The organism is Piscibacillus halophilus (assembly GCF_900110685.1).
GTDB lineage: Bacteria > Bacillota > Bacilli > Bacillales > Alkalibacillaceae > Piscibacillus > Piscibacillus halophilus.
Genome location: NZ_FOES01000023.1, coordinates 23,767 through 40,636, shown reverse-complemented (window position 1 = coordinate 40,636; position 16,870 = coordinate 23,767). Strand labels below are relative to the sequence as shown.

Sequence of the window (16,870 nt, the reverse complement as noted above, 5' to 3'; positions counted from 1 at the left end):
AACCTACAAACATCATCTTGAATAATACGAGTGGGTCGAGCGAAGGTCGACCATTATCTTCAGAGTAATATGAACGAACTTTTTCTGGAATGAAAGAAAAGTCTATGTATCGATCTATTTTTCTTAATAAATGTTCATCAGGGACAAGCTCATCAATTGTAACCATTTCTATTTCCATTTGACGCTCTTTATTACTATTAAACATGGGAACACCGCCTTTTATTAATCTAACTATATTATAACAAATTAACGCGGTGAATTGTTAAAGTTTAGGCAAAAAATATAGGCTGTCGAGACTTTCTCGACAGCCTGAAGTTGCCTTTTATAGGCAACTTTTTCTATGTGAACAACTTTTATATGGGAATAGCAACCCTGCTTTTGATCCCCCTCAACTGACAAATTCAGTATTGAAATTATCCAAATTTTACAATATTATAGTTTATAAGTCTTAGGTGAAAATGAGGGGAGTATGTCGAAACGTAAAAAACTGTTGATTATTGTTGGATCCATTACGTTAGTGCTTCTATTGTCCGTTGGGAGTTATGCGCTCTATATGTACAATCAAGTGTCAGATACCGTTGCGAAGATGTATGAACCGCTTGAAACGGATGTACTACGTAAAGAATTGGTACAAGAAACAATGGAAAATAAAGAGCCAATCAATGTTCTACTTCTGGGAGTAGATGAACGGCCAAATGATAAAGGTCGTTCAGATACTATGATTTTTGCTTCACTTAATCCGAATACAAATAGAGTTTTAATGTTCAGTATTCCGCGTGATACATATGTAGAAATTCCTGGGAGAGGGAACGATAAGATCAATCATGCATATGCATTTGGTGGTACCGAATTAGCAGTCGAAACCGTTGAAAACCTCCTAGATACGACAGTACACTTCTACACTCGGGTCAACATGGAAGGATTTCGAGATGGGGTAGATGCTGTAGGAGGAGTCACGGTAAATAATGATTTTGAATTCAGTTCAGGCGGGCATATATTTCCAGCTGGTGAGGTTCATTTAAATGGGGAAGAAGCACTTCATTACACTAGAATGCGTAAACAAGACCCTGATAACGATTTTGGACGAACGGAACGTCAACGTGAAGTGTTACAAGCTGCTACGATATAAACAGCGAAATAGTTTTTATACCGAATTTTCTTGCATTATCTACAAAATTACAGTAGGCCAATTATAAAGTTTCAGCAAGATAAAGGTTAAAAAAAGCTGAGTTGTATTTGAAAACGTTTTATCGAAACGACATGGTTATTATTTAGAAGATTTATATTCTATTAAATTAGAAGGAATGGATGGCTCTAAACAGATTAACTCGATTATGGAGAGTTTCCGTATAAGGTCCATTGATCGAGTAGGGGAACTAACCGTTCAAGCTGTGGAAGACTATCAAATTGGTAAACGTACGATTATGGAAACAGGAAAGACGGAATCGATTGATTTACCAACTTCAAACGTTGTGAAGTTTATCTTAAGTGATGATTCTTGGTGTTGCTTACGTCCATCTGGAACGGAGCCAAAGATTAAATTTTATTTTGGGGTAAAGGGTGAGACGAGAGAAGAATCGGAAAAACGGTTAGATCAATTAAAGGAAGCGGTGTTAGACCGAATAAGTGTGATAAGTTAATCATTAACCTATCTTATTCGTGGGATCTTTATTTAAATTTGTAAATAAGAGTAATTTACTTTTTAGCAAAAAGGGAGAGCGTAAAGCTCTCCCAATATATTTATCATTTGGTTCTCAGTAAATGTTTTTGAATCTTACCAATTGACGTCCTTGGGAAATCCTCTACAAAATGAATTTTTTCTGGAATTTTAAATTCTGATAGTCTTTCTTTACAGAATTCAATAATATCATTTTCTGAAAGGTGGTCATTTTCCGTTTGTATATAAGCTACTACTTTTTCCTCTCTAATTTCATCTGGTTCACCTATAACAGCACAATGTAGAATGTCTGGATGGTCGTATAATTGGTTTTCAATTTCAACTGATGAAATGTTTTCTCCAGCCCTCTTAATTAAATCTTTGTTTCGGTCGACAAACCAAATGAATCCTTCTTCATTCATGTATCCGTAATCACCGGTATAAAGCCAACCGTTTTTGAGTGTTTTATCAGTTTCTAATTTGTTTTTATAGTACCCTTTCATTAATGAAGGGCTTTTGATTACTATTTCTCCCACTTGATTAAAGTCGCATTGATCCCCGTTTTCATCAATAATTTTAACCTCTTGACCGAGACCAGGTTTTCCAATTGATAATATGCCTGTGTTAGGGTCTACTGGCATTTCTTCATATAAAGGGGTTGTAATATTGGTTGTTATGGATTCTGTCATGCCATACCATTGAAATAGTTTGATATCAAATCTTTCTTGAAATTCTTCAATATCATTTTTATTAACGAATAGTCCATAACCAATCTGTCTAATATTATGTTGATTTTCATAAGGATGCTTTGGTAATCTTAATAAAATTTTTATGATGGTAGCGACGAAACTTGAGACAGTTGGATTATATTTCGATACAGTGTCCCAAAATGTATTGGCACTAAACCTCTCTAAAAGAATGATTGATCCGCCAACAGTTAACATGGCCATTGACGTGTAATATTGTGAATTAACATGAAATAATGGTAGAAAAATTAGGTAACGGTCTTCACTTGTTAATTGTTGATAAAGGACAGAAGAGTGTCCAGCGTATAAGTAGTTTTCATGTGTAATCAATACGCCTTTAGGTTTAGATGTTGTTCCTGAAGTATAGCATATAGAACAAACATCCATGCTATCCACTGGATCATTATGGTTTTCTTTACTATACAGGGATATTTCATTGCATAATTCTTTGTTATTTTCACGATAGTAACTTAAGTTTAACTTTTTCATAACTTCTTTATGATTAACATTGATTAAATCATTGTCATAAAAGACCCCTTTGCTCTCAGAGTGTTCTAAGAAATATTCCAATTCTCTAGGGGTGGATGCAGTATTTATGGGTAACATAATGGCTCCGATAGCAGCGCAACCAAACCATACGTCATAGAAAAACGGTTGGTTTTTGATCATAACAGCAATGACATCACCTTTATTAATCCCTTGTTGTTTTAACCAAGCTGCCATTTGATTCGCTCTTTCTAACATATTTGAGTATGATATGACTTGATCTTCATAATAAAGGAATGCTTTACCCCCGTATCGATTTACTTGTTTTTTTAAGTAATCATAGATTGATAAATTCCCATGTGTTAACATGATGAACTCCTCCTTAATCTTTTAGTAAAGAATGATTGGAAGAACAGTTACAATAATAGAAGTGACAATAAATAAAAGAATCATAGATACGAGACAATATCCCCATATATCTTTTAGTCCTAATTTGGCTAAACCTAAAGCTGGTAAGACAAAAAAAGGTTGTAATAAATTGGTCGTAACATCTCCAATAGAAACAGTATTTACAACTACTGTAGCGGGCAAGTTGAAAGATTCGAGTGCTTCTATTAATATGGGTCCTTGTATTTGCCATTGTCCTCCAGCAGATGGAACAAATATGTTTACAATGGCTGCGGACAAGAAGCTGAAAAATGGAAAGGTGATCTCATTTGCTATAGACGCAAAACTTTCAGCAATAACGGTAATTAATCCTGATCCTACCATCATCCCCATGATTCCAGCATAGAAAGGGAACTGTAATAAAATTCCTGAAGCTGAAGACATGCCATCAGTAATGGCATTCATGTAACTTGATGGGGTACCGTGTAAGGCTAACCCTAACATGATAAATGTAAAGTTCATGATATTGAGCTCTAAATTAAAACCATTGTTTGCGATGTATATACTTAGCCATAGTAAACCAAGTAAAACAATTGCGTAATTGATGATTCGACTGTTATTCATTTTTTCTGCAAATGTATGATTAGACATACTCGCTTTTTTAGTTGGTTCTTCTTGTTCCTCATCATGGTTATAAGGTATGACATCTTTTTTTTCTGGAGCCATTTTAATATAGGCGAATAATACAACAGCTAATCCTATAAAAGCCGTTAGTAACATGATGGGACTAAAAGTAGTTTGCGAGAGTGGGATTAGTCCGATTTTTTCTTCTAGTGAATGTTCTGGGGTGTTTACAAGTAATGGAGCCGTTAATGATATACTTGCTGGTAAAATGGCAATGGTACCTGTATAAGCTGCAGCAATCAGAATTCGAAAATCAGCTTCAGGCACACGCTTTGCCACTTCGATTGCAAATAATGTACCAAATACAAATCCTAAGCCCCAACTAAGATAACCTGTAGCTGCAGCACCTAGTATCACAGCTACAATTGCCGTTTTTTGAGATTTTGGTATGGAAGCTAATTTAATTAATAACCTGTGAACTAAAGGTGCCTTTACAAGAGCATAACCAGTTATTAAAATTAGAATCATCTGAGTAGTAAATGCTAAAAAGTCCCAAAAGCCACTATACCAGTGTGTTGTCATATTAAATAAGCTTTCATCAGTGATGGTCATGCCTAGTATTAATGTTAAAAATGTAAGTAGAATAGCAAATATAAATGCATTTGGTAAATAATTTTCAATCCCGACTTTAAATTTTTGTGAAACAGACCTTAACATAAAATTCTCCCCTTTCTTGTTAACGCTTACATTTTTGTTTATTAGTTTATATTTTACAGACCGTAGTCTCTTTGTCAATATTTAAATAATATTCTGAAAAAGGTGATATTATGAATAAACGTCAACATAAGGCCAGTTTAACTAAAAAGAAAATTTCTGATGCAGCTATCAAACTCTTTGAAGAAAAAGGCTTCCGTAATGTGACGGTAGATGAAATTGTCCAAATAACTGGAACATCTAAAGGTGCATTTTATACTCATTTTAAGAGCAAGCATGAGGTTTTCCTTAATAAGTTTAAGGAAATCGATCGGTATTATGAAGATGTTTTATTAGATATAATTGAACAAGAAGAAACGAGTTCAAATAAACTTAAAGTTTTCTTAAAACTACAAATGAAGTATATTCAGGAAGACTTAGGTTGGGACATTACTAGAACCATATATGAAAATGAGTTGGATCCATCTCGCGAAAGCTATTTTTTAATGGAAGATCGACCTTTGTATAGGATTTTGAACAATATTTTTGTAGAAGGGCAAAAGAATGGTGAATTCAGAAATGATATAACTGCTTCGGAAATGGTTACAGTGTGCTTAAGAGTTATGAGGGGACTTCTTTATGATTGGAGTATTAATGAGGGATCTTATTCTCTTGAGGAGGAACAAGAACTATTATTTTTTACTATGATTAGAGGGTTATCTTCTAATTAGTTATGATGGTTATATTAAAGGAGCATCTCTATGAAATCAATATCAATAGACAATATGATGAAACAAAAATGGATACAATGGGTGCTTATCCTACTCATAACCTTATTATGGGGTTACTCATGGGTCCTTATGAAAGATGCACTTCTTTATATGGGGCCGTTTACCTTTTCTGCTTTACGTTTTATGACGGGAGCGGCTGCAATGATGAGCATCGTTTGGCTTTTAAGAGTCGGGAGGCCACCTCGACATGCGATTCCACATTTAATTGTTGTGGGAATCTTACAAACTAGTATTGTGTTCATACTTGTTATGTACGCCTTAAAATTTATCGATGCTGGAAAATCATCGCTTTTATTATATTCCATGCCATTGTGGAGTGGATTACTAGCGGCTGTTTTTCTTAAAGAAAGAATATCTCCACTTCGGTGGGGAGGGGTTGGCCTTGGTGTAGCGGGTCTCTTGATTGTGATGGGATCGGATGCTCTTAGCCATCAATCTGCCGACGTGATTATTGGTGAGATACTCATTATCTTATCCGCCGTGTCATGGGGAGCTTCGAATGTGTATTACCGACTTAAATTAAGTGAGTTATCAAAACTTCAAGTTAATGCCTATCAGATGCTTTTCGGAACGGTTGGAATTGCTCTGGTCGCTTGGATGGCTGAAAATGGAGAGACAGTGGTTTGGACAGTTGAAAGTATTTACTATGTCTTGTTTACGGGCGTACTGGCGAGTGCTCTTTGTTTTACGATTTGGTTTATGTTGTTGGGTAATCTGGATATGATTGGGGCAACGATGCCATCGCTTTTAGTCCCTGTATTTGGGTTGTTCTTCGGGTGGTTATTACTCGGGGAAGTTTTGACTGTTAGTGTCATGATTGGCTCTGCATTAATTTTAAGTGGTGTGTTTTTATCTAGTATACGAAAGTAAGAAAGACTTCCAGCATTAATTGGAAGTCTTTCTTACTCTTAAAAGAATAGAGTTTTGAATCCTTTGCAAAAAAGTAATCTAGAATCCAATTACTTTTTGGGCTTCATCTTGTTGAGTTTTTTGAACGGTAAATACCATACTTCCGATAACGACAATAATAAGATTTATGGCTAGTCCCCAAAGCCCACTAATCACACCAAATGGGGTAAAGTTTGTAAATGTCATAGTCGCTGCAACAATGGTGCCTGCAAGCATTCCTACAAAAACGGAAGGTGTATGCAATTTATTGAAGTAAAGGCCTAGTATAAAAGCTGGTGCTATCTGAATGAGTAACTCAAATTTTAGTACAAAGATTTCGTATAACGTAGCTGGTGGGTACCATGCAATTATTAATAATAAAAAGACAGCTATAACACCTGTAACTTTACCAACTTTAATTTGTTTATGTTCAGATGCTTTAGAGTTGATAAATTTACCGTATAAATCTTTGGAAATAATAGAAGAAAAGGTCAACAACACTGAGTCTGCTGTGGATATGATTGCTGCTATAATCCCTCCAAAAAGTAATACCATAGCCCAATAGAAGAATAAATTTTGAGATGCTACCACATTTGCCATCATACCAACTAATTGTTCGGAACCCATTCGATCAAGGTCGGGGAAAGCATTAATCCCAATGATACCAATCAGTAGAACAACTCCCGTTGTTAAGAATGGCATCCATGACATTCCAATTAAAGAATTTTTTAATGTTTTTTCGTTTTTAGCAGAGAAAATTCTCTGAATGGCGTGAGGATAAACGGCGGCACCAACTGTAACAAGTGCTAGCATACTAAACCATCCTACAATTCCTCCGGTGTCTGGAACTCCTAACTTTTCTGGAGAGAATGCTTGCATATAATCCGCAGAAGTAGGGAGACCTCCGAAATATAAAATGGAACCAAGAATAAGTATGAACACACCAAACAATAAAGCAATACCTTGCATTGTATCAGTGTAAGCAACTGACCTCATACCGCCTAACCAGCTATAAGTTAGCATGATAAAAATGAAAAAGACAACAACTATTTGATAGGGGACAGCATTACCTGTTAATCCAGACACACCCTGTCCTACTGCTACTAATTGTTCTAATAAATAGTTCCCTAATCCATATAGCATTAAAATAGAACCAAGAATTGTGACACCTTTTGATTTAAACCTTTTATCTAACCAATCCGTAGGTGTTACAAATTTATGCTTCTTACTTAATGTATATAGTCTAGGTGCGAATAGTAAATAACCGACGATTACTAAAATCATAAACGTTACAGATTGTAACCATTCAAATCCAATTCTGTAACCTTGAGGGGCATAACCTATAATGGTATTACCACTATACTGAGTAGCGTAAAAGGTGAAGAAGAGAACCAATACACCAAGTCCTTTACCGCCTAAATAGTATTCCTCGTTACTTTCTCTCACATTTTTATTTTTCATATATGTGTAAAGGCCAATCCCTAACATGAGCAATCCATAAACGGCCATGATAAAAATTCCGGACCAGCCACCAAAAGCTAAATTTTCCTCCATTATTGATCCTCCTCTTCATTAAGTGTTTCATCAGAAATCCATAGATTTTTAATAGCGTAAGTAATAGTTACTGAAAAAGCCAATGAAACTAATATGATGATCCATGCCCAATAGGGAACGCCTAGAATAATAGGGTCATAACTTCCTGTAGGAAAGTACCATGGTACACTAAGGATGAATAGTATCCCAAATGTAATCCAAAGCTTCCTATTTTTAATCGGTTCTTTTTTAAGCATTTTTTTAACCTCCCCGAAAAGTTAGATTCATTAATTGTAAGGATCCATATAAAATGGTCTTTCTTGTTCAAAACGATTAATCGAACTTTCTGCGGTTAAAGTTATATCAATATCATCTAATCCATTGATAAACTTATATTTTGTATGTGGATCGATATCAAATGAGAAATTTAAGTCTTCGTGGTTAGTAATAACTTGATTTTCCAGATCTATCGTTAGTTTGAGAATGTCTAGAGTGGTAAAATGGAAAAGTTGTTGAATGTCTTGTTGTGGAAGTTCAATAGGTAGTAAACCATTTTTGGTGCAGTTGTTTTTAAAGATATCTGCGAATGAAGGGGCCAATATAACTCTAAATCCATAATCATACAAAGCCCAAACTGCATTTTCACGAGAAGATCCGCAACCAAAATTATCACCGGTCAATAAAATTGTTGTACCTTGATATTGAGGTTGATTTAAGGGGAAATCTTTTTTTATACGTCCTTGATCGTCGTACCGCCAATAGTACATTAAATGTTTGTCATATCCTGTTCTCTCAATTCTTTTTAAAAACTCTGTAGGAATTATAATATCCGTATCAATATCCGTTTTATCTATAGGTACTACCTTACCCAAATGATTACGAAATGGTTGCATCAGCCTCACCCCATTCGTTATAATGCCATTCTCTTATATCTGTAAAATGTCCCTTAATCGCAGCAGCTGCGGCCATTTCAGGGCTTACTAAATGAGTTCTAGCTCCTTTACCTTGCCGTCCTTCAAAGTTTCTATTGGAAGTTGAGGCAATACGTTCTCCCGGTTTAGCCATGTCGGAGTTCATACCTGGGCACATACTACAACCAGGATCACGCCATTCAAATCCAGCGTTAATAAATATTTGGTCTAATCCTTTTTCTTCGGCTTTTCGTTTTATGTGATAAGATCCTGGCACTACTAACGCTGTAACGTTCTCATTAACTTTATGTCCTTTTACAATTTCTGCAGCGAGTTCTAAATCCTCCAACCGTGAGTTAGTACAGGATCCTATAAAAGCTTTGTCGATACTAACATCTTTGATTGGTGTTAGAGCATTTAAATTCATATAATTTAAGGCTTGTTTCGCTGTAGAACGAGTTATATCATTGTTAAAACTAGTAGGTGATGGGATGTTTTCACTAATAGAGATGACTTGCCCAGGGTTTGTGCCCCAAGTAACTTGAGGTTCTAAATTAGAAATATCTATTTTAACAACTTGGTCATATGTAGCATCTTCATCTTTGTGTAGTTGTTTCCATTCGTCAACAGCACGGTCCCAGTCTTCACCTTTTGGTACAAAACGTTTATCTTTTAAATAATTAAAGGTCACTTCGTCAGGTGCGATCATACCTGAACGAGCACCTGCCTCTAAAATCATATTACAAATGGTCATTCTTTCATCCATTGACATCTCTTTAATGGTCTGACCAGTAAACTCAACAATATGTCCTGTACCACCATTAGTGCCAATCTCTCCAATAATTTTTAGGATAATATCCTTGGCTGAAACTCCTTTTGGTTTACTGCCTATTAAATGGATGTTCATCGTTTTAGGTTTATTTTGTGGCAAAGTTTGTGTGGCTAGAACGTGTGTAATCTCACTTGATCCTATACCAAAGGCTAATGAACCAAATGCCCCATGAGTAGAAGTGTGACTATCACCACAAACGATAGTCTTTCCTGGGGTTGTTAAACCGAGTTCAGGTCCAATAATATGAACGATTCCGTTATCAGGGTGATCTAAATCATAAACCGTAATTCCATGTTCATGACAGCTATTAACCAAGAATTCAACTTGTTTTTTTGCAAGAATATCTTTGATATCATCTCGATTTTTAGTGGGTACATTATGATCTGCTGTGGCAAATGTGAGGTCTGGTCTTCTGACATTTCTACCTTGTTCTTTTAAAAGTGAGAACGCTTGGGGTGAAGTGACTTCATGAATTAAATGTAAATCAATAAAGAGTAGAGGTTGGTCTAAGTTTGAATCAATGAGATGACGTTCCCAAACTTTATCAAATAATGTTTTACCAGACATAATTTTCCTCCTTTTAATTTGATATAGAAGAATTATGAAGATCTGTAATTTTACCAGCCTTTATGATTTGTCCAGGTAATTCATGTTGTAGTACATCTTGTAGTTGTTTTGAGATATTAATGATTAAATCTAAATCAACATTTGTTTGGTATCCCATGAAATGAAGCATGTGAACTAGATCTTCTGTGCATATGTTTCCGGATGCACCGGGAGCGAAAGGACATCCACCAACTCCACCTAAAGAGGAATCGAACTGTGTGATACCAGCACGAATACCTTCTAAAACATTGGCTAGTCCCATACCTCTCGTATTGTGGAAATGTAAGGTGAAATTAGCTTCAGGGTAACGATTGATTAGTTCTGAACATAGGTCATAGACTTGATTTGGAGTAGCCATTCCTGTTGTATCCGCAAGAGTTATACCTTTAACATTTAGTTTTAAGTAGGATTCAACCAATTCAAAAATACGGTCTTGAGGAATGTGACCTTCAAAGGGACAACCAAATGTAGTGCCTAATGAACCGTTAAGTATAACGTCATAATCTGAAAGGTAATCTATGAGTTTATTGAAGTTGTCGAAAGTTTCACTTGTTGTACGTCTGACATTTTCCAAATTGTGGGTATTACTAGCCGAAACTAATAGATTAATTTCGTCAACTTTGCATTGAACAGCTCGTTCTGCACCTTTAAGGTTCGGGACAAGAGTGCTATAAATGACATTCGGGTTTCGATCGATACGAGTCATGACATCTTCAGCATCTTTTAAATTTGGTATTGCTTTTGGGGAAACAAAAGATGTGACTTCAATCTTGCTTACGCCTGATTGACTTAGTCGGTTAATCAAATCAACCTTTTTCTCAGTTGGGACAAATAAAGGTTCGTTTTGTAATCCATCTCTCGGCATGACCTCTTGAATTTTAATTTCCTTCATAAATAAACCTCCTTTCTAGATAACACCTTTAGACTTTAATTCTTCTATTTGTTGTTGATCTAAACCTAATAGGTTTTTCAAAGTATCCTCAGTGTGTTCGCCTAATTCAGGGCCTAACCAATTAGTTCGTCCAGGTGTGCGGCTTAACTTAGGTATAATTCCTGGAATTTTTAAATTATCATTTTCACCTAATTCAAATTCTTGAATCATCTCTCTAGCGTTATATTGTGGATCTTTTATAATATCTTCAATGTTATAGATTGGGCCAGCAGGGACATGAGCTTGATCTAGTGTTTCTAATGCCGTATCTAAATCTACTGTATTAGTCCAGTTTTCAATTGCCTCATCTAAGAAATCAGCATTGGCGGCTCTACCTTTATTACTTTCAAAACTTGGGTCATCAGCTAAATCAGCGCGACCAATGGCATTCATAAATCTCTTAAATATGGCATCGCCATTACCACCAATGACAATATATTTGCCGTCTTTACATTGATAAGTGTTTGAAGGTGCTACTCCTGGTAAAGATGCTCCTGAACGCTCTCTGATAACTTTGAACTTGTCGTACTCTGGTAGCATACCTTCCATTAAACTAAAGACAGATTCATATAATGCAACATCAACAATTTGTCCTTCACCTGTTCCTTTTATATCGCGATGATAAAGGGCCATCATGGCTCCTATAACAGAGTACATAGCCGCTAACGAATCTCCTAAACTGATTCCAACCCGTGGGGGAGGGAGCTCTGGATGACCCGTAACATATCGAATTCCTCCCATTGATTCACCGATACTGCCGAATCCAGGTTTATCTTTATATGGACCTGTTTGACCGTAACCAGACACTCTCACCATAATGATTCCGGGATTAATTTTTGATAAATTTTCATAACCAAGGTTCCATTTTTCAAGAGTACCAGGTCGAAAGTTTTCTATTACAATGTCAGCATCTTTCACAAGGGAGCGAACGATATCTTGACCTTCTTCAGATTTCAAGTTAATAGTTACTGATTTTTTATTTCTAGATTGTAATCTCCACCATAGTGAATTCCCATCATAAACATGTCTCCATTCACGTAATGGATCACCTTTTTTGGGTGGCTCGACTTTTAAAACATCAGCACCGAACTCAGCAAACATTTTTCCAGCAAATGGGCCAGCTATTAAACTACCTAACTCGACAACTTTTAATCCTTCGAGTGTTTGACTCATAGTTTTTCATCTCCTTCTTGATCGTTAAAAATAATTTTCCAAGTATCTAAATCATTTTTTATGTGTTCTTTCATTAAGGTTTCAGCTGCATCTGGATTTCGATTAATAATGGCATCCGCTATATTCTTATGTTCATCTATGAAGTTTTCTTTTCTGGTAAAGTCCCCAAGGAGTACATTTCTCATATAAATATTCTTTGCTCGAATAAGATTCATGAATTGTATTAATTGCTGGTTTTGGGAGTATTTCGATATGAGGCTATGAAAATCTGTGTTGAGGGAAGCAATTTCTTTGTTATCAGATTTATTTGATAAAGCGCTTTCAGTTTTGGAAATAATGCTATTTAGCTCTTTAATACCGGGTTCATCAATATTTGATGCTGCAAGACGTGCTCCTAAAGGTTCTAAACGTTCTTTACATAAATAAAGGTCCAACACATCTTTTAACTGTGGATCAAATACATATACATGTACTCCTTTTTGTACAAGTAAGCCATCATGTAACAGCATTCTAATTGCTTCACGAACGGGACCTCGACTAATTCCAAGTTTTTTAGCGAGAGAAGTTTCGGTTAGTTGTTCTCCAGGGGAGAATTCCTTTTCGAGGAGTGTTCGTTGAATATTTTTGTAAGCTTGAATGTGAAATGGTTCGGATTTTACTATGCTATCCATAAAATTTCCCCCTTACAGGTTGTTTTTTGGAAGTGTAAACTGTATTTTGTATTTTGTCAACATTTACAAAATATAAAATTTTCATTATATTTGAATTAATTAAAAAATATGCGAAGAGTTGATTACTTATGAATCGTTTAATAAATCCTTGGAGAATGTTATTCGTTTTATTGCTACTTCAAATAGTTGTTGCTCTATTAGGGAGAAGTATATCTCCTTTAGGTGTCTTAATAGGAGAGGATTTAAATCTTACAAAAGCACAAATTGGAATGTTACCGGCTGCTTTTTTTGTTGGTCAGTCATTTAATTCTATACCGGCTGGTTTAATTACGGATCGTGTTGGTACTAGGAAAATGATTATTGGAATAACAATTCTAATTGGATCAAGTTTTATACTAGTATCAGTTACAAATATCTTTATCATTTTATTATTGCTTCTTTTTTTAGGAGGAGCGGGTTATGGGGCCATGCATCCCGCTTCTAATAGAGGCGTTTTATATTGGTTTAATAAAGAACAATTGGGGCTTGCTATGGGAATTAAGCAAACTGGAGTGACGGTAGGATCGGCTTTAAGTGCATTGATCTTGTTACCTTTATCGAATGAATTTGGCTGGAGAACTATTGTTTTAGTAACTAGTATTTTATTAATTGCTTATGGTGTTATGGCTTCACGACTTTATGTAGAACCTTCTAACTCTATAGGTAATACAAAAGATATTAAAAATTTTATGCAATCGCTTCTTTCAGTATTGAAACATAAAGCTTTAATATTAATTAGTTTTTGTGCGATGGGCTTAAGTGCAGGACAAATGATGTTAAATACATATATTGTTTTATTTGCTTATGAAAAACTTGGTTACACCTTGTTTTTAGCTGGGTTATTACTTGTTATTTCAGAAGTTTTTGGATCATTAGGGAGAATCTTATGGGGGATGATTAGTGACAAATATTTATATAGTAATAGAATAATAGTTTTAATTACCATATCAACTGTAGCGGGATGCTTAGCAATAATTTTATCATTATTAGGTGAAGGGTTCCCGTATGTATTAATTACTTTAATTGTCGGCGTTTTAGGATTTTGTATTTCTGGATTTAACGGAATTTGGATGAATGCAGCTACAGAATTAGTGCCAAAAGAACAATCGGGCGCTTCTAGTGGTATAAGTATCATGCTTGGTACGATGGGGGTATTAATTGGTCCTCCGATATTCGGGGTTATAACCGACTACTCTAGTTATTCACTTGGTTGGGTGTACTTTTCAGTCATTATGTTTTTGGTTACTATATTACTTCTATTTACACGGTATGGGGTAGAAGAGGAGGGGACTAGAACTTAAGCAGAGGAAAAACTAAACCAGGAGAAAGAGCGTCTAAAATCAATAAACGATTTTATAAATGGAAGTGTTTCAAGTTTAGACAAACCTTCATGGTTAGATGAAAAAATAAAACAATATCTATAATCAATATTGTTGAGTATACGGTAATAAGTAAGACTTCCGGTAAACCGGAAGTCTTTGTAGTTTAGAAGAATAATAGAGCTAGTGAAATTGGTATAAAGCTCCAAAGTAAAATGACCATACAGAAGCCCATAATATCTTTTACTTTCAGGCCAGCGATGGCAAGTAACGGTAGAGCCCAGAACGGCTGAATCATATTCGTCCATGCATCACCCCACGCAACGGCCATAGCAGTCTTTGCGGTATCAACACCTAAATCAAGTGCAGCAGGAATCATGATCGGTCCTTGTACAGCCCACTGACCGCCTCCTGAAGGGACAAAGAAGTTAACGATTCCCGCGCTTAAGAACGCAAATAATGGATAAGTGACCTCATTTGAGATGTTCACAAACCAAATGGACATTTGTTCTGATAAGCCTGAGGCAACCATCATGCCCATAATTCCAGCGTAGAACGGGAATTGAATAATGATTCCTCCAGCATTTTTCACAGCATCACTCAAGACATTCAAGAATCGACGAGGAGTTCTGTGTAATAGGATTCCTAGGAATAGTATGATGAAGTTGACAATATTGATATTAATGTCGAGTCCGTTTTGGACAAAGTGCAACGTAATAAACACTAATCCTAGTACTCCGATGATCAACGAAACGACTTGACTATTTTCTAGACGTTCCGCTGGTGTCATGTCCTCTTTAACGTCGCGATCTTCAACTTCAGTTGAAACCATTTGTGCATTTAAAAACTGTGGGTCAATCGTACCTGTATCATCACTCGAACGGTTCATTAACCAGTTCATGAGTGGAAGTGTCACAAGCAAGATTAATACGATAAATAAATTCATACCACTGAATAGGGTTTCCGTAATCGGAACATTTCCAAGGATATCTGCTAAAAAGTGATCATCAGTAGCAATCGTTAATGGGATTGACCCCGACATTCCTCCATGCCAAAGTAGGAATCCACTATAGGCCGAGGCAATCAGCAGTCGGTAATCCACAGATGGAATACGTTTGGCAACATGTAACGCTAACAATGCCCCAACCACTAATCCAAACCCATAGTTAATTAAACATGCAATCGATGCTACGATTGTCACGAGTAAGATGGCTTGACCAGGCGTATTAGCCAAAGTACTAATTCGTTGTAAAAACCCTTTAATGAGCGGGCTATTTGCTAATATGTAACCTGTCACGACGATTAGAGACATTTGCATGGCGAACGCCAGTAAGTCCCAAAATCCAGTCCCCCAATGCTCGACCATCTGCATAGGGCCACTGTCGGTGAAGAGGACACCAAGTACATATGCGATAAAAGTTAAAATAATGGCGAATAAAAAGGCATCCGGTAAATAACGTTGGACGATTCGATTGAAAAAGGACGTTAAGCCTCGTAACATAAATTTCCCTCCCTTAGATGTTAGAAAACGCTTTCAGAAGAAAGCCTGTTTCTCATTATATTTAATCTTAAGAGCTTGTTCAATTGATTATTCCTATTTTTCTAAATTATTTGATACTATAGAAGAGTGATATTTTTTAAGGTTGATGAAAAGGAGAGTAATAGAATGGCTAAAACACCAAACAATCTAGTGGCAACATTTTCAATAGTTGGGTTTGACCCAAATACAGGGGAACTGGGTGTGGCAACGCAATCCAAATTCCTAGGTGTCGGCGCTGTTGTACCGTGGGCTGAAGCGAATGTTGGAGCTGTCGCAACCCAATCACTGGCAAATACCGCATTTGGTCCTGATGGTCTAGCTTTATTACGTGAAGGTAAAACGGCTCAAGAGGCGTTAGATGTCCTTGTTAAGAACGATCCAGATGCAGCCATGCGTCAAGTTGGTATTGTGGACTTTAATGGAAACTCAGCTACCTATACAGGTGATAGCTGCTATGACTGGGCAGGAGGACGAGCAGGGAAGAACTATGCGGCTCAAGGAAATATTTTAGTCGGGGAAGACACCGTTACAGCGATGGCGGATACCTTTGAAGAGACAGAAGGACAGACATTAGCTGAACGACTATTAGCTTGTCTTCATGCAGCACAAAAAGCAGGTGGGGATAAGCGAGGCATGCAATCAGCTGCTATGTTTATTGTTAAAGAAAAAGGTGGTTACGGCGGGTACAATGATCGTTATTTAGACTTGCGTGTAGATGAACATGAGACGCCGATCGATGAACTTGAACGCATTTATCGTTTGCACCAGCTTTACTTTAATCGCACGAAGGAAGAAAACATAGTTGAAATTGATAACGAGAAGAAAGAAGCGTTGTCTGAGAAATTGGTAGAACTAGGGTTTTTAAAAAAAGGTGGAGATTTTGATGAGGCTTTCCGTAACTTTATTCATACGGAAAACTTTGAAGAGCGGGAGCAAGAAGAAGGAAAAATTGATTTAGAACTCTACTCCTATATAGTAGGTAAATAAACTCCTTAAAGTTGGCCCTGTATCCTTAAGTCAGGGTCATTTTTTTAATTTGTCTT

At 36.3% G+C, this 16,870-nt stretch carries 17 protein-coding genes; 6 read left to right on the top strand and 11 right to left on the bottom strand.

Annotated elements, in window-relative coordinates; all coding sequences use genetic code 11:
• A partial coding sequence (locus BMY57_RS10510; RefSeq protein WP_501037449.1) for a transposase occupies window positions 1-205 on the bottom strand: 205 nt, incomplete at its 3' end.
• A gap of 264 nt (window positions 206-469) precedes the next feature.
• Here BMY57_RS10510 and BMY57_RS10505 point away from each other — a divergent pair.
• Both BMY57_RS10505 and BMY57_RS10500 read left to right on the top strand, forming a co-directional pair.
• On the top strand, window positions 470-1,129 hold the full coding sequence (locus BMY57_RS10505) for an LCP family glycopolymer transferase (protein WP_256205295.1): 660 nt from the start codon (window positions 470-472) through the stop codon (window positions 1,127-1,129).
• A gap of 175 nt (window positions 1,130-1,304) precedes the next feature.
• The gene (locus tag BMY57_RS10500) at window positions 1,305-1,640 is read left to right on the top strand and encodes a hypothetical protein (protein ID WP_091774080.1); all 336 of its coding nucleotides are present in this window, start codon (window positions 1,305-1,307) and stop codon (window positions 1,638-1,640) included.
• A 103-nt stretch (window positions 1,641-1,743) separates the two neighbouring features.
• Here BMY57_RS10500 and BMY57_RS10495 read toward each other — a convergent pair whose 3' ends face one another.
• Together BMY57_RS10495 and BMY57_RS10490 are read right to left on the bottom strand one after the other, a co-directional pair.
• Complete coding sequence (locus BMY57_RS10495; protein ID WP_091774078.1) at window positions 1,744-3,258, bottom strand: class I adenylate-forming enzyme family protein; 1,515 nt, start codon at window positions 3,256-3,258, stop codon at window positions 1,744-1,746.
• 21 nt (window positions 3,259-3,279) lie between these two features.
• Entirely contained in the window at window positions 3,280-4,617 is a 1,338-nt protein-coding gene (locus tag BMY57_RS10490; RefSeq protein WP_091774076.1) for a short-chain fatty acid transporter, read from the bottom strand.
• A gap of 110 nt (window positions 4,618-4,727) precedes the next feature.
• Between BMY57_RS10490 and BMY57_RS10485 the strand changes: the two genes are divergently transcribed.
• Window positions 4,728-5,324, top strand: a complete 597-nt coding sequence (locus BMY57_RS10485) for a TetR/AcrR family transcriptional regulator (RefSeq protein WP_091774075.1) — start codon at window positions 4,728-4,730, stop codon at window positions 5,322-5,324.
• A 30-nt stretch (window positions 5,325-5,354) separates the two neighbouring features.
• Window positions 5,355-6,254, top strand: a complete 900-nt coding sequence (locus BMY57_RS10480; RefSeq protein WP_256205294.1) for a DMT family transporter — start codon at window positions 5,355-5,357, stop codon at window positions 6,252-6,254.
• 78 nt (window positions 6,255-6,332) lie between these two features.
• On the opposite strand, the gene BMY57_RS10475 is transcribed toward BMY57_RS10480, so the two are convergent.
• From BMY57_RS10475 to BMY57_RS10445, 7 genes are read right to left on the bottom strand one after another with little or no spacing between them, the layout of a single operon-like run.
• Entirely contained in the window at window positions 6,333-7,826 is a 1,494-nt protein-coding gene (locus BMY57_RS10475) for a sodium:solute symporter family protein (protein ID WP_091774073.1), read from the bottom strand.
• On the bottom strand, window positions 7,826-8,062 hold the full coding sequence (locus BMY57_RS10470) for a hypothetical protein (RefSeq protein ID WP_091774071.1): 237 nt from the start codon (window positions 8,060-8,062) through the stop codon (window positions 7,826-7,828). Before BMY57_RS10470 ends, BMY57_RS10475 begins: the two co-directional genes overlap by 1 nt.
• A gap of 30 nt (window positions 8,063-8,092) precedes the next feature.
• Window positions 8,093-8,698 (bottom strand): 3-isopropylmalate dehydratase small subunit, encoded by a 606-nt coding sequence (gene leuD, locus BMY57_RS10465; protein ID WP_091774069.1) that lies wholly within the window; start codon window positions 8,696-8,698, stop codon window positions 8,093-8,095.
• Window positions 8,682-10,115, bottom strand: a complete 1,434-nt coding sequence (gene leuC, locus BMY57_RS10460) for a 3-isopropylmalate dehydratase large subunit (protein ID WP_091774067.1) — start codon at window positions 10,113-10,115, stop codon at window positions 8,682-8,684. The genes leuD and leuC overlap by 17 nt, the downstream gene beginning before the upstream one ends.
• A 13-nt stretch (window positions 10,116-10,128) precedes the next feature.
• On the bottom strand, window positions 10,129-11,046 hold the full coding sequence (locus BMY57_RS10455) for a hydroxymethylglutaryl-CoA lyase (protein ID WP_091774065.1): 918 nt from the start codon (window positions 11,044-11,046) through the stop codon (window positions 10,129-10,131).
• Between the two features lie 15 nt (window positions 11,047-11,061).
• Window positions 11,062-12,258 (bottom strand): CaiB/BaiF CoA transferase family protein, encoded by a 1,197-nt coding sequence (locus tag BMY57_RS10450; RefSeq protein WP_091774063.1) that lies wholly within the window; start codon window positions 12,256-12,258, stop codon window positions 11,062-11,064.
• Window positions 12,255-12,929, bottom strand: a complete 675-nt coding sequence (locus tag BMY57_RS10445) for a GntR family transcriptional regulator (RefSeq protein WP_091774061.1) — start codon at window positions 12,927-12,929, stop codon at window positions 12,255-12,257. The genes BMY57_RS10450 and BMY57_RS10445 overlap by 4 nt, the downstream gene beginning before the upstream one ends.
• A gap of 128 nt (window positions 12,930-13,057) precedes the next feature.
• Between BMY57_RS10445 and BMY57_RS10440 the strand changes: the two genes are divergently transcribed.
• Window positions 13,058-14,269: an MFS transporter gene (locus tag BMY57_RS10440; RefSeq protein ID WP_091774059.1), complete on the top strand. Its 1,212-nt coding sequence runs from the start codon at window positions 13,058-13,060 to the stop codon at window positions 14,267-14,269.
• A 184-nt stretch (window positions 14,270-14,453) separates the two neighbouring features.
• Here the strand turns inward: BMY57_RS10440 and BMY57_RS10435 are convergent, their stop codons facing one another.
• Window positions 14,454-15,788, bottom strand: coding sequence for a short-chain fatty acid transporter (locus BMY57_RS10435; protein ID WP_091774057.1), 1,335 nt, complete (start codon window positions 15,786-15,788; stop codon window positions 14,454-14,456).
• A 165-nt stretch (window positions 15,789-15,953) separates the two neighbouring features.
• Here BMY57_RS10435 and BMY57_RS10430 point away from each other — a divergent pair, with 165 nt between their 5' ends.
• Window positions 15,954-16,814, top strand: a complete 861-nt coding sequence (locus BMY57_RS10430) for a DUF1028 domain-containing protein (protein WP_091774055.1) — start codon at window positions 15,954-15,956, stop codon at window positions 16,812-16,814.
• Window positions 16,815-16,870 lie beyond the last annotated feature (56 nt).